Source organism: Pseudomonas sp. B22129 (assembly GCF_044218875.1).
Taxonomy (GTDB): domain Bacteria; phylum Pseudomonadota; class Gammaproteobacteria; order Pseudomonadales; family Pseudomonadaceae; genus Aquipseudomonas.
Window position 1 is genome coordinate 3,476,398 of record NZ_CP162592.1, and the last position, 13,723, is coordinate 3,490,120.

The 13,723-nt window shown below is 61.4% G+C and carries 6 protein-coding genes; 2 read left to right on the forward strand and 4 right to left on the reverse strand.

From position 1 onward, the window contains the following. Positions 1–23 precede the first annotated feature (23 nt). From AB4P94_RS16070 to AB4P94_RS16080, 3 genes are all read right to left on the reverse strand, one after another. A complete protein-coding gene (locus AB4P94_RS16070) occupies positions 24–1,208 on the reverse strand; it encodes an osmoprotectant NAGGN system M42 family peptidase (protein WP_395606386.1) in 1,185 nt (394 codons plus the stop codon). 157 nt (positions 1,209–1,365) lie between these two features. Continuing rightward, on the reverse strand, positions 1,366–3,099 hold the full coding sequence (gene ngg / locus AB4P94_RS16075; RefSeq protein ID WP_395606387.1) for an N-acetylglutaminylglutamine synthetase: 1,734 nt from the start codon (positions 3,097–3,099) through the stop codon (positions 1,366–1,368). A gap of 3 nt (positions 3,100–3,102) precedes the next feature. Next, positions 3,103–4,875 (reverse strand): N-acetylglutaminylglutamine amidotransferase, encoded by a 1,773-nt coding sequence (locus AB4P94_RS16080; RefSeq protein ID WP_395606388.1) that lies wholly within the window; start codon positions 4,873–4,875, stop codon positions 3,103–3,105. A 315-nt stretch (positions 4,876–5,190) separates the two neighbouring features. On the opposite strand from AB4P94_RS16080, the gene AB4P94_RS16085 reads away from it, so the two are divergent. Further along, complete coding sequence (locus tag AB4P94_RS16085; protein WP_395606389.1) at positions 5,191–10,026, forward strand: NEL-type E3 ubiquitin ligase domain-containing protein; 4,836 nt, start codon at positions 5,191–5,193, stop codon at positions 10,024–10,026. On the opposite strand, the gene mnmC is transcribed toward AB4P94_RS16085, so the two are convergent. Next, entirely contained in the window at positions 10,023–12,011 is a 1,989-nt protein-coding gene (mnmC, locus tag AB4P94_RS16090) for a bifunctional tRNA (5-methylaminomethyl-2-thiouridine)(34)-methyltransferase MnmD/FAD-dependent 5-carboxymethylaminomethyl-2-thiouridine(34) oxidoreductase MnmC (RefSeq protein ID WP_395606390.1), read from the reverse strand. The two genes, AB4P94_RS16085 and mnmC, sit on opposite strands and share 4 nt — an antisense overlap. Before the next feature lie 141 nt (positions 12,012–12,152). Between mnmC and pap the strand changes: the two genes are divergently transcribed. Then, a complete protein-coding gene (pap, locus tag AB4P94_RS16095) occupies positions 12,153–13,667 on the forward strand; it encodes a polyphosphate:AMP phosphotransferase (protein ID WP_395606391.1) in 1,515 nt (504 codons plus the stop codon). Positions 13,668–13,723: the final 56 nt, after the last annotated feature.

Below are 13,723 nucleotides of genomic sequence, written 5' to 3' on the forward strand. Positions count from 1 at the left end.
GCCGGGATCATAGTTGCCAGCCTCTAGGACTTGTTGCCCACCAAGCTGTCCACCGACGGCACGCGGGTGTCGCTCTCCATTTGCGTCTCGTGCTCCAGCTGATGGCTGAACCGGTCCAGAGAACCCTGGGCCGGTTGGGCATCGCTGGCGAAGACCGGCGGGCTCAGGATGTACGCGCCCAACAGGCGACTCAGCGCCGCGAGGCTGTCGATGTGGGTGCGCTCGTAGCCGTGGGTCGCGTCGCAGCCGAATGCCAGCAAGGCGGTGCGGATGTCATGACCGGCAGTCACGGCAGAATGCGCATCGCTGAAGTAGTAACGGAACAGGTCGCGACGCACCGGCAAGTCGTTGTCGCTGGCCAGGCGCAACAGGTGCCGGGACAAATGATAGTCATACGGCCCGCCCGAGTCCTGCATCGCCACGCTCACCGCGTGTTCGCTGGAATGCTGGCCAGGCGCAACCGGGGCGATGTCGATGCCAACAAATTCGCTGACATCCCAGGGCAGGGCGGCCGCGGCCCCGCTGCCGGTTTCTTCGGTGATGGTGAACAGTGGGTGGCAGTCGATCAGCAAGGGCTCGCCGCTGTCGATGATCGCCTTGAGTGCGGCGAGCAGGGCGGCGACACCGGCTTTGTCGTCCAGGTGGCGCGCGCTGATATGCCCGCTTTCGGTGAACTCGGGCAGGGGGTCGAAGGCCACATAGTCGCCCACGCTGATGCCCAATGAATCGCAATCGGCACGCGTGGCGCAGTAGGCGTCCAGGCGCAACTCCACGTGGTCCCAGCTCACGGGCATTTCATCCACGGCGGTGTTGAAGGCGTGCCCGGAAGCCATCAGCGGCAGCACGCTGCCACGGATCACGCCGTTGTCGGTGAACAGGCTGACGCGGCTGCCTTCGGCAAAGCGGCTCGACCAGCAGCCCACCGGCGCCAGGGTCAGGCGGCCATTGTCCTTGATCGCCCGCACGGCGGCGCCAATGGTGTCCAGGTGCGCGGATACGGCACGGTCGGGGCTGTTTTTCTGGCCCTTGAGGGTGGCACGGATGGTGCCGCGCCGGGTCATTTCGAAGGGGATGCCCAGCTCTTCCAGGCGCTCGGCGACATAGCGCACGATGGTGTCGGTAAACCCGGTGGGGCTGGGAATGGCGAGCATTTCCAGCAACACTTTTTGCAGGTAGTTCAGATCCGGTTCGGGGATGGTTCGGCTCATAAAGACTCCTGTTGAAATAACAGGCTCAAGGGGCGATGCCGTCTGTGCCGACGCCTTCGCGAGCAAGCCCGCTCCCACATTGGAATGTGGTCTAAATGTGGGAGCGGGCTTGCTCGCGAAAGCGCCGGTTCAGGCAACACATCCCTCAAGCAAGCAGTTAACTGTGGGGAAACAACAAATCCACAAATTTTTCCGCAGTCGGCTGCGGCTCATGATTGGCCAGGCCCGCGCGTTCATTGGCTTCAATAAACACGTACTCGGGCTGGTCGGCCGCCGGCACCATCAGGTCCAGGCCGACCATGGGAATGTCCAGCGCACGCGCAGCGCGCACGGCGGCGTCCACCAGCGTGGGGTGCAGGATCGCGGTGACGTCCTCCAGGCAGCCGCCGGTGTGCAGGTTGGCGGTGCGGCGCACGGCCAGGGTTTGGCCACGGGGCAGGATGCTGCTGTAGTCGAAACCGGCAGCGTGCAGGGTGCGTTGGGTCTCGGCGTCCAGCGGGATTTTGCTTTCGCCATCGGTAGCGGCCTGGCGGCGCCGGCTCTGGGCTTCGATCAACGCGCCGATGGAATGCTGGCCGTCGCCGGTCACTTCGGCAGGGCGACGAATCGCGGCGGCGACCACTTCAAAGCCGATCACCAGGATGCGCAGGTCCAGGCCTTCGTGGAAGCTTTCGAGCAATACGCGGCTGTCGAACTGGCGCGCCGCTTCGATGGCTTTCTGCACCTCCTCGATGGTCTGCAAATCCACTGCCACGCCCTGGCCCTGCTCGCCATCCAGCGGCTTGACCACGATGCGCCGGTGCTCGTCGAGAAACTCCAGGTTGTCATCGGCACTGCCCGCCAGTTGCTGCTGCGGCAATTGCAAACCGGCAGCCTTGAGCACCTTGTGGGTCAGGCTTTTGTCCTGGCACAACGTCATGCTGATGGCGCTGGTCAGGTCGCTGAGGGATTCACGGCAGCGCACGCGGCGCCCGCCATGGCTCAGGGTGAACAAGCCTGCGTCAGCGTCGTCCACCTGCACATCAATGCCGCGTCGATGAGCCTCCTCGACAATGATCCGCGCATAGGGGTTGAACCCCGCCTGCGGGCCGGGGCCGAGAAACAGCGGCTGGTTGATGCCGTTTTTACGCTTGATCGCAAAAGTGGTCAGCGCACGGAAACCGAGCTTGGCATAGAGATTCTTGGCCTGACGGTTATCGTGCAGCACCGACAAATCCAGGTAGCTCAAACCCCGGCTCATAAAGTGTTCGACCAAGTGGCGCACCAGCACTTCACCCACACCAGGCCGCGTGCACTGCGGGTCAACCGCCAGACACCACAGGCTGCAACCGTTTTCCGGGTCGTGAAAGGCCTTCTGGTGATTCAAACCCATCACGCTGCCGATCACCGCGCCGCTGTCTTCATCCTCTGCCAGCCAATACACCGGGCCGCCTTGATGGCGTGGCGTCAGGCGTTCGGCGTCGACGGGCAACATGCCACGGCCCTGATAGAGCTGGTTGACCGCCTGCCAATCGGCTTCGGTCTGCACCCGGCGGATACGAAAGCCGCGAAACACGCGCGTGGCGGGGCGATAGTCGGTGAACCACAGGCGCAGGGTGTCGGACGGGTCGAGGAACAGTTGCTGCGGGTCGATGCCCAGAATCTGTTGGGGGGCGGCCACGTAGAGCGCGATGTCGCGTTCCCCGGCTTGCTCATTGAGCAGTTCTTCGGCCAGCGCCGCCGGGTCGGGAAACGTATGCCCGATCAACAAGCGCCCCCAGCCGCAATGCACTGCGATCGGTTCTGCGCTCAAGGGGCTGCCGTCTTCGGCCAGCCGGGCTTGCAGGCGCTCGTAGGAAGGCGCCTGGCCCTTGAGCAAGCGTTGGCTGTAAGCCGCTGCATGGGGTTTCATCGATCAGATTCCTTGTTCGCTGAGCCACAGGTTCAGCGCCGCCAGTTGCCACAGCTTGGAGCCGCGCAGTGGCGTCAGTTGCCCTTGCGGGTCGGTGAGCAGGCGGTCGAGCGTGGCGGGGTTGAACAGGCCGCGATCCTGGCTCGGATCGAGCAGCAGTTCGCGCACCCAGTTCAGCGTGTCGCCCTGCAAGTGCTTCAGGCCCGGCACCGGGAAGTAGCCTTTCTTGCGGTCGATGACTTCGCTCGGAATCACGCGGCGCGCGGCTTCTTTTAAGACTTGCTTGCCGCCATCGGGCAGTTTGAATTTGCCCGGCACACGGGCGGAAAGTTCGACCAGGCGGTAGTCCAGAAACGGCGTGCGCGCCTCAAGGCCCCAGGCCATGGTCATGTTGTCGACACGTTTGACCGGGTCGTCCACCAGCATCACCGTGCTGTCCAGGCGCAGAGCCTTGTCCACGGCGGCATCGGCGCCCGGCATTGCAAAATGCTCGCGCACAAAATCGCCGGCGGCGTCATTGGCCGTCAGCCATTTCGGCGCGACGGTAGCGGCGTAGTCGTCGTAGCTGCGGTCGAAAAACGCATCGCGGTAAGCGGCGTATGGGTCGCTCGCGCCGTCCACCTGCGGGTACCAGTGGTAACCGGCAAACAACTCATCCGCGCCCTGGCCGCTCTGCACCACTTTGCAATGCTTCGCCACTTCCCGCGACAGCAGGTAGAAAGCGATGCAGTCATGGCTGACCATTGGCTCGCTCATGGCGCGGAAGGCTGCGGGCAGCTGTTCGATGATCTCGCTTTCGGCGATGCGCAACTGGTGGTGGCGCGTGCCGTAGTGTTTGGCGATCAGGTCCGAGTATTGGAACTCGTTGCCGGCCTCGCCGCCCGCATCTTCGAAGCCGATGGAGAAAGTCGACAAGTCCTGTACGCCGACTTCGCGCAGCAAACCGACGAGCATGCTCGAATCGACCCCGCCGGAGAGCAACACACCTACATCCACGGCGGCGCGCTGGCGGATGGCCACGGCTTCGCGGGTGCTGTCGAGCACGCGGTCGGTCCAGTCTTCGAGGGTCAGGTTCTTTTCATCGTCACGCGGGCCGTAGGGCAGGGTCCACCAGACTTTCTGTTCGGTCTTGCCGCTGGCATCGATGCGCATCCAGCTCGCCGGTGGCAGCTTTTCGATGCCTGCCAGCAAGGTGCGCGGTGCAGGCACCACGGCATGGAAGTTCAGGTAATGGTTCAGCGCGACTGGGTCGAGGATCGGGTTGATATCACCGCCCTTGAGCAGCGCTGGCAACGCGGAGGCAAAGCGCAAACGCTGGCCGGTGCGCGACAGGTAGAGCGGCTTCACACCAAGGCGGTCGCGGGCGAGAAACAGGCGCTGGGCGTCACGTTCCCAGATGGCAAACGCGAACATGCCGTTGAGCTTGGGCAGCAGGGCTTCGCCCCAGGCGTGGTAGCCCTTGAGCAGCACTTCGGTGTCGCCGCCGGAATAGAAGGCGTAGCCCAGGGCTTCAAGCTCTTCTCTCAATTCCGGGAAGTTGTAGATCGCGCCGTTGAAGGCCAGGCTCAGGCCCAGGTGCGAATCGACCATCGGTTGGGCCGAGCCGTCCGACAGGTCCATGATTTTCAGGCGCCGGTGGCCCAGGGCAATCGGCCCTTGGGCATGGAAGCCCCAGGCGTCGGGGCCACGCGGGGCCAGGTGATGGGTGATGCGCTCAATGGCCGCCAGGTCGGCAGGTTGGGCATCGAAACGTAATTCTCCAGCTAATCCGCACATAAATTCCTTACCGGTTTTTCCGTTGGGGAGGGGTCAATATTCGATACGCCTTGAGGGGCGCGTACCCAGAAACTGACCCAGTGCTATCCGTGGAGTTTTAGACCGATAAGTTATAAGGCTGGCGAGCCTGACGCCGAGCCTATGCCTGTAGACAGCGCGTGGTCTGGCGGCGAGGGGTGGTACATAGCGTTGGAATACATGCGCAAAATCATTCGATTCGGTGGCTTAACTACCCGATATTCGAATGCTTTTTCAGGGGGTCGGGCGCTTAAGGTTTGTCCTGGATTTACAGCGCAACCTGGATGCAAGACCATCATGGAAAAACGCGATTTAAGTGAAGTCACCGAACCTCTGACTGAAGATGAACGGCTGGCAGTCTTGTTAGATGTGACGGGCGATCTGGATAAGGCGCGGGTCCTGCGCCAGACCTTGCCACCTTGGTTGGTCGAGGCTTCTCCCGTCAGCCTTGCGGCCTTGTTGCAAGCCCAACTCGACAGTGAGCATCCACGCCGTCAGGTCACCGCGTTGCTTGCGCGTGTGCAACCGCTGCATGAGTTCTGTGTCGAGCGCCTGCACACGTTTCTGTTAAGCAAAGAGGTCATGGATGTGGACGTGGAGCATGATCAGTTGGAGCTGCCCACGGGGTCCATGGTCAGTTCTCATCCCGTCGTGCCAGGTCTACGGATTGAAACCACTACCTGGAAGAAGTCCAGCTTGGTGGAGGCGGCTATGCGCAACTTCGAAGCGGCGCAGGCCAAGCCCGGTGGCGTGTCGTCACTGGCCGTGATTCGCTCCGCCGCGACGCGTGAAAAGGTACCGGGGCTCACGGCACAGCAGTTCATCGGTTATTGCCGTGAACTGGACCTGGGTGAGGCCTACCAACGCCATCTGTGTGATGTGTTTGCCGTGCCGCGCTGGGGGGAACAGCCCGAGGGCGGCCTCAGCTACAACCCGGGGGCGGTGTCTATCGGACAGTCCAAACGCCTGGACATGCAGATCGATTTGCACATTGCCTGTGCGAAGGGGGATGTCAGCGCCGCGATGGGTAAGCGCTTGCTCCAGTTACTCAAAGCTGACCGCCCGGCCAGCGAAATGGCGTTCCTGACACCCCTGAATAAACTGCTGGTCTGGCAGGGCCTGAATATCGACGACGCTTGTCTCTGGGGCGTATTGGTGGTGAGTGAAGACGACCCCGGCAGCCTCGGCAATGGTTCATTTTTGGTGTACATGCCCAATGAACCGGTCAGGGCTTGGTATGAATACGAGGCATGGGAAGACTTCAAGACTTACCTGACCTTGAAGCTGCAGGTGGCTTCTTATCGAGCTTACTTCCAGGGCTGCCTGGATGAGAATGACCGTATCGGTTTTTTTCAAACCTTTGACCAGGGCAAGCGCCTGGGGCGTATTGACCCTGTGCCGGTGACCGTCAATTTCTCGGATTTCTATTTCAATGCCTGCACTGGAAAGATCCAGCGCGATGCTCTGGCGCTGGCGGTACCCGCGGCTTTGGTGGACGAGGAGGCCGCTGAAGACCGGTGGATGGCCTATCTGGAGGAGGGTCTGGATGTACTGAATGTGGCTGCGTTTTTCGTGCCGGTGATCGGCCAACTGATGATGGGCGTGGCGATCGGGCAAATCCTCGGGGAGGTGTTCGAGGGGGTTGAGGACTGGAGCCATGGCGACAAAGCCGAGGCCTTGCAACACCTGGTGAATATCGGTGAAAACCTCGCGGCCATGGTGGCGTTTGCGATAGGAGGGCGAGTCGTCGGCTCGCTCAAGGCCAAGGTGCTGTCCACGGAGTTTTTCAACGGTACTGAGGCGATCACGCGCGCTGACAATCGCTCCGGGCTCTGGCGACCGCGATTGGCGCCCTATAGCCAGAGCTTGGAGGGTGCAGAGCAGTGGGCTGCGGATAGCAAAGGTATTTTCCAGACACGCGGCCAATCGTGGATCAACATCGAGGGCTCGGTTTACTCGGTGACCTTTGATCCCCAAATCGGCCAATGGCGGATCAACCACCCGTCACGACTGATGGCTTACCGCCCAGCCCTGCATCACAACTTCCAGGGGGGCTGGCAACACGCGTTTGAACGGCCGGAGCAATGGCGTAGCGTGCGCTATGGTTTGACCCGGCTCGACCCCGGCCTTGAAGCAATCAGCGAGACGGACCTGGAGGACATCGCTGGTATCACGCAGATGAGCCTGCCAGAGGTGCAACGCCTGGCACTGGCGCATGAGGCCTTGCCGCAACGCTTCCAGGATTGCGTGGCACGTTTCAAGCAGCACCACAAAGTGGCCGATCTCATTGAGCAACTGGGCCGCGGTGAGACCCCGGCGGCTGATACGGCACGTACCCAGATGCTGGCTTTGCCGCTGATGCCGGGGTGGCCCAAGGGGCGTTTTTTCGAGGTGCTGGGCGAAGACGAGGTATTGCTGGAAAGTTACCCGGATGTGGCACCTTTCGACTATGAAGACTTGAGTATCCATATCACCCAACGCCAGCTCAAGGAGGGTCAGGTGATGCAGACGTTGTTGCAGGCGTTGAGCGATGAGGAACGCAGCACGCTGTTGGGCCAATCGGTCACATCGGACCAGGCGCAGACGTTGCTTCAGCGGCGGTTGTTGGACACCCTCAACGCCCGGCAACAGGCGCTGACCCAGGTGTTGTATGAGGATCAGGACGGCCTCGCAAAGGGCGTCTTGAAAACCCTTAAAGACGCCCATCCTGAACTTTCCAACCGCATGGCGTGGGAGCTGTTGAGCAAGGCCACTGACGTGCAGCGTCGCCGTCTGCGCATCTCCGGCCGTGTGTCACTGGGGCTTGCCGAGCGCGCGCGCAAAGCGGTCGGGCGTATGCAGGTCGATTGTGCGTTGACGGGTTTGTACCTGCCGGAGCAGGCCTTGCCTGCAACCCGACGCATCGCCCTTGGCGCAACGCAACACTTGTCGGGCTGGCCTCGCGATATATTCCTGCAACTTCGCCAGCAGAGTATCAGGGGCGAGGTATTGGCCGAGGCAGGCCGGTCTTCGGCCAGGACCAAATGCACACTGGTCCAGACGGCCGAGGGTTTCCAGGCCTTTGATAAAGAGAGCCAACCCTTGGGCAATAAAGCTGGCGGCCCTTACGGGTTCTATCGGGCGTTGCTCGATACTGTGCCCGCGCTCCAGCGGGCCCGCCTGAACCTGCAGGGTGATTGGGCGCCGCAGCAACTGCTCAGCCGTATTCGCGCAACGACCCGGGATCAGCGACATCGGATGCGGGAGTATTTATGGGCTGAGCAGGCCCCGGTTGAGGCCCCGGTTGCCTCCTGTATTCAGGCTTCACCTCCGGCATTGCCGCCTGTCGCGCCCGCGCTGATGCGAAAACTGAGAAGGCTTTATCCGCTGATGGATGACGGCCAACTGTCCCAATTGATCCAGGGAGCAGGCACTGAGGCGTTGACTCAAGCCAAAGCCGTTGAAGCCTTGGAGCAGCAATTTGCTGCGCTGCACCGCGCCTTGAAAATCTGGCGCAGCGACCGTTCGGCTTACAACCCTCAAGATACCCCGTTATCGGACTACCGACTGACTCGATATCAGGTGGCCACAGCCATTGAGCAGGCCTGGAAACGTATGCTTCACGGGGGCAATCACCACGGCAACAGCGTGGAGAGTCTTTCGTTGGACTCAATGCTGGGAGCACCATTGCCCATGCTGCCGGCACATGTCCAGTTCGATCATCTGGAGGTACTGTCCCTTAACGACATGAAGCTGGACCACTCGGTTGCATACTTTCTCAAACACTTCAAGAACCTGAGATATTTGAGCCTTTCAGGAAACCACGTCACCCGGTTGCCTGAGGCGTTGTCCCATATGTCCGCGCTGGAGTACTTGAACCTCACCCACAATGGTCTGCAACTCACCCAGCATACCCGTGCCACTTTGGGCAAAATGCACAGCTTGCAGGTGTTGATTTTGACCGGTAACAAGCTGCTGAACCCGCCTGATGTCAGCGGCCTGTCGAAGCTGCGCAAACTGATGCTCAACAATTGCCAGCTCATGGAGCTCCCCTACGGCGCTGATCAAGTGCCCTACCTGGAAAAACTTGATTTGAGCGCCAATTTGATCAGCGAACTGCCGGGTTGGGTGAGCGATATGAAACCCAAGTATGCCCAGGCATTCAACTTGAAATTGAATCCGCTGGACCCGCGCAGTCAGCAATTATTGCGTGACTACCGGGCGAACTATGGTGTGGGCATGGGGTATCAGGAAGATGACATCGCACATTTGACCGAACAAAAGGCGCGTGAGAACTGGTTGCCCGATCAACGTGCGGCTGATTTTGCCGAGAAAAACCGTACTTGGGTCGGGCTCCGGGATGAGCCGAATACTGACGGTTTTTTCAACGTGCTGGCACAACTGGGCAGTACTCAAGACGCGATTCTCGTCCGGGAAGATTTGGAACGGCGCGTATGGCGTGTGCTTGATGCCTGTGGCTCCGACACCCGTTTACGTGAGGAACTCTTTGATTTTGCGGCAACGAGGCTTAACTGCGATAACGCTGCCGCGGAAAGCTTCAGCAATCTTGAAGTGGTGGTGGAGAGGCATGAGGCCTCCCGGCTTTCCAGAGATGGGCAGTTGACGCAGGCGCAGTTACTGGAACTGGCCACGCGGCTGTTTCGCCTTGATCGTGTGCAACGCTTGGCCAGTGACTATGTAGCGGAGCATCCGGGAGTCGATGCGCTGGAGGTCAACCTGGCGTTTCGAAGCGGCCTCGCCAGTGAGCTGAACTTGCCGAACCAGCCTCGGTATATTCATCGCGTTGAGTTGAGTGGCGTGACGGCCGCGGATTTGGCCGCCGCGCGCGACATCGTCAATGCGCAGGAGCAGTCTGCCCGACTGTTGGATTTCCTGGTGGAGTTACCCCTCTGGAGGGAACACCTCGAAAGCACCCATGAGGCACGTTTTCAGGCGGTGAGAGAGCCTTACGACACTCGCATGGACGGGCTTTTCGAGGTGCGCCGCACGCTGAAAAATGGTGATTACACCGTGCAGGCGGCCAACCTTCGGGCCGAACGAATGGCGGCTGAAAAAGCCGAGCTGGAGCACCTGACCCGGGAGGTATTGAGGCAGGATGTGCTCGGCCGTCAGGGGGCGTGCGCGATCCCCTAAGTCTTGGTGGCGACGTTGCGGATCAACCTGCGCAGGGCAAATCGATTGGGGTGGCAGGCCTCGGCAACGCTGCGCGGCAGTGGCAGCGGCTCCTCATTAATCCATGCTGCGACCAGTTCGCCGCACAGGGGAGCGGTTACCAGCCCGCGTGAACCGTGCCCGCTGTTGACGTACAGGTCCGGCAGCCAGGGGCAAGAGGTGTCCGGCACATGCCGGGCGTCTTTGCTCAGTACGGCATAGGCCTGGTTGAATGTCGCGAGATCAGCCAGTGGCCCGACGATGGGCAGGTAATCGGGGCTGGTGCAACGGAACGCGGCGCGGCCCTCCAGCTGTTCGGGTGCCAGCCTGTCGGCGCCCAGGCGGTGCAGCAAGTCTTCGGATATTTCCCGCAGCATCGTCAGGTTGCCTGCATGTTCGGCAGCTGTCGGCGTCAGGTCGTCACTCTTAAAGTCGAAACTGGCGCCAAGGGTGTGTTCACCCAGGCGCGCAGGGGCGACGTAGCCTTCGGCACAGACCACGGTGGCCAATGCTTCGCTCGCCGGGGTTTGCGCCAGCCGGGTGATTTGCCCGCGAATGCGCTTGAGCGGCAGGTCGGCGCTGAACGGGAAACGCTTGATCTCGGCGGCGCCAGCGAGCACCACCACGCTGGCGCTTGCCAGCACATGATCGCTGTCGAGGGCTTGCCAATGATCGTCGACCCGGCGCAGTTCAAGCGTTTCATGATGGGGGAGGACTTCAATCAGCGGATGCGCCGCTTGCCACTGGCACAGCGCAGGCGGATGCACCCAACCGCCTTCGGGGAAAAACAGGCCGCCCTGGGCCAATTGAATGCCCGCGCGCGTTTGCGCCTGCTCTTTGTCCAACACGTGCAACAACTGGGGTGCAAACGCTGCGGCCAACTGCGCCTGGCGCTCGGTTTCCTTGGCGTCGAACGCCAATTGCAGCACACCGCAACCGTCCCAATCGACACCGCGATGCAAGTGTTCCAGCAAGCGCCGGGTATGGCCGAAACCGCTCAGAATCAACTGCGACAACGCCGTGCCATGGGCCGAAAGCTTCAGATACAACACGCCCTGTGGATTGCCTGAAGCCTCTTGAGCCAGAGCGGCGTGGCGCTCCAGCAGGCTGACGCGCCAACCACGAGCGGCGAGGCTGGCGGCGGTGGCGCACCCGGCCAGGCCGCCGCCGATGACCATCGCGTGGCGCTCGCCAGTAATTGCGGGCGGCCGTGCGAACCATGGCTTGGCCGCCGGGGGCGCGGGTGTTTCCTCGGGCCAGCCGAGGAATTCGCCGCGCAGGATCTCCCACTTGTGGCCGATGCCCGGTGTGCGCTTCATCTTGAAACCCGCCGCATTGATCAGCCGCCGCACCCAGCCGGTGCTGGTAAAGGTGCTGATGGTCGAGCCGGGTGCGGCCAGGCGTGCCAGTTCGGCAAACAGTTCGGCGGTCCACATGTCGGGGTTTTTCGCCGGGGCGAAACCGTCGAGAAACCACGCGTCGATCTGTGCGTCCAGCTGCGGCAATTGCTCCAGGGCGTCGCCAATCAACAGGGTCAGGGTCACGCGGCCGTTGTCCAGCACCAGACGCTGGAAGCCTTGATGGATGGCGATGTACTGCGCCAACAGTTGCTCGGCAAACGGTGCAAGCTCGGGCCAGAGGGCGAGGGCGCGTTGCAGGTCGGCGTGGCTCAGCGGGTATTTTTCCACGCTGACAAAATGCAGTCGCGCACCCGCCACGGCGTGCTGATCGAACAATTGCCAGGCGCACAGGAAATTCAGGCCGGTGCCGAAACCGGTCTCACCAATCACCAACCGCCCGCCCGCCGGCAACGCCGCAAAGCGCGCCTGCAAACGGTTCTGTTCAAGGAACACATAGCGGGTTTCATCAAGGCCCGACTTATCGGAAAAGTACACGTCGTCGAACACCCGCGAGTGCGGGCGGCCTTGGTCATCCCAGTCGAGCTGGGCGTGGGTGATGGGGTTCATGGGCGGCTCGGTAAAGACAAGGCGGCCATTCTAGCCGATCAACCGGCAATGATTTGACCCACGGCAAGCGCGGGTGGAATTTCCTCCCGCGTGTTGTTGCCCAATCCGCTAGTCTTGATCCATCTTGAAACGGAGCTGCCCATGTTCGAATCCGCCGAAATCGGTCACGCCATCGACAAAGACACCTACGACGCCGAAGTCCCGGCCCTGCGTGAAGCCCTGCTGGAGGTGCAGTACGAACTGCAACAGCAGAAACGCTTCCCGGTGATTATTTTGATCAACGGCATCGAAGGCGCCGGCAAGGGCGAGACCGTCAAGCTGCTCAATGAATGGATGGACCCGCGCCTGATCGAGGTGCGCACCTTCGACCAGCAAACCGACGAAGAACTGGCGCGCCCACCGGCCTGGCGCTACTGGCGCCAATTGCCGGCCAAGGGCCGCATGGGCATCTTTTTCGGCAACTGGTACAGCCAGATGCTGCAAAGCCGGGTGCACGGGCAGATCAAGGACGCACGCCTGGACCAGGCCATTGCCGGTGCCGAGCGCCTGGAGAAAATGCTCTGCGATGAAGGCGCGCTGATCTTCAAGTTCTGGTTCCACCTCTCCAAGAAGCAAATGAAAGCGCGGCTCAAGGCCCTGGCCGATGACCCGCTGCACAGCTGGCGCATCAGCCCGCTGGATTGGCAGCAGTCCGAAACCTACGACAAGTTTGTGCATTTCGGTGAACGCATCCTGCGCCGTACCAGCCGCGACTATGCGCCGTGGCATGTGATCGAAGGCGTGGATGCGCATTACCGCAGCCTCACGGTGGGCAAGATCCTCCTCGAAAGCCTGCAAAACGCGCTGAAAGTACCCAAGGGCAAGGCCAGTGGCATGAACCCGGCGCCGTTGATTGCGTCGGTGGACAAGAAGAGCCTGCTGGACAGCCTCGACCTGAATCAGCGCCTGGAAAAGGACGATTACGAAGAACAACTGATCACCGAGCAGGCGCGTTTTTCGGGTTTGATGCGCGACAAACGCATGCGCAAGCACGCGCTGGTCACCGTGTTTGAAGGCAATGACGCAGCGGGCAAGGGCGGTGCGATCCGCCGGGTGGCGGCGGCGCTGGACCCGCGTCAGTACCACATCGTGCCGATTGCCGCGCCGAGTGAAGACGAGCGTGCCCAGCCGTATCTGTGGCGCTTCTGGCAGAAAATTCCGGCGCGCGGCATGTTCACCGTGTTCGACCGCTCCTGGTACGGCCGCGTGCTGGTGGAGCGCATCGAAGGCTTCTGCACGCCGGCGGACTGGATGCGCGCCTATGGCGAGATCAATGACTTCGAAGAGCAATTGCGCGACGCGGGCGTGATCGTGGTCAAGTTCTGGCTGGCCATCGACAAGGACACGCAACTGGAGCGTTTCCAGGCCCGTGAAGACATCCCGTTCAAACGCTTCAAAATCACCGAAGACGACTGGCGCAACCGCGACAAGTGGGACGAATACCGCGCCGCCGTGGGCGATATGGTCGACCGCACCAGCACCGAAATCGCGCCCTGGACCTTGGTGGAAGCCAACGACAAACGCTGGGCGCGGGTCAAGGTGCTGCGCACGATCAACCGGGCGCTGGAAGAGGCGTTCGACAAGACCGACAAGCACGACAAGAAGAAAAAGAAATAAAAGAGGCAGTGCGGTCATGCTTTTGTATAGGCGGGGTGAATGATCGTCGCGGTTGG

Coding starts and splice junctions, on each gene's coding strand:
- AB4P94_RS16080 (WP_395606388.1), bottom strand. CDS start 4,875: ATGTGCGGATTAGCTGGAGAATTACGTTTCGATGCCCAACCTGCCGAC.
- pap (WP_395606391.1), top strand. CDS start 12,153: ATGTTCGAATCCGCCGAAATCGGTCACGCCATCGACAAAGACACCTAC.
- ngg (WP_395606387.1), bottom strand. CDS start 3,099: ATGAAACCCCATGCAGCGGCTTACAGCCAACGCTTGCTCAAGGGCCAG.
- AB4P94_RS16085 (WP_395606389.1), top strand. CDS start 5,191: ATGGAAAAACGCGATTTAAGTGAAGTCACCGAACCTCTGACTGAAGAT.
- AB4P94_RS16070 (WP_395606386.1), bottom strand. CDS start 1,208: ATGAGCCGAACCATCCCCGAACCGGATCTGAACTACCTGCAAAAAGTG.
- mnmC (WP_395606390.1), bottom strand. CDS start 12,011: ATGAACCCCATCACCCACGCCCAGCTCGACTGGGATGACCAAGGCCGC.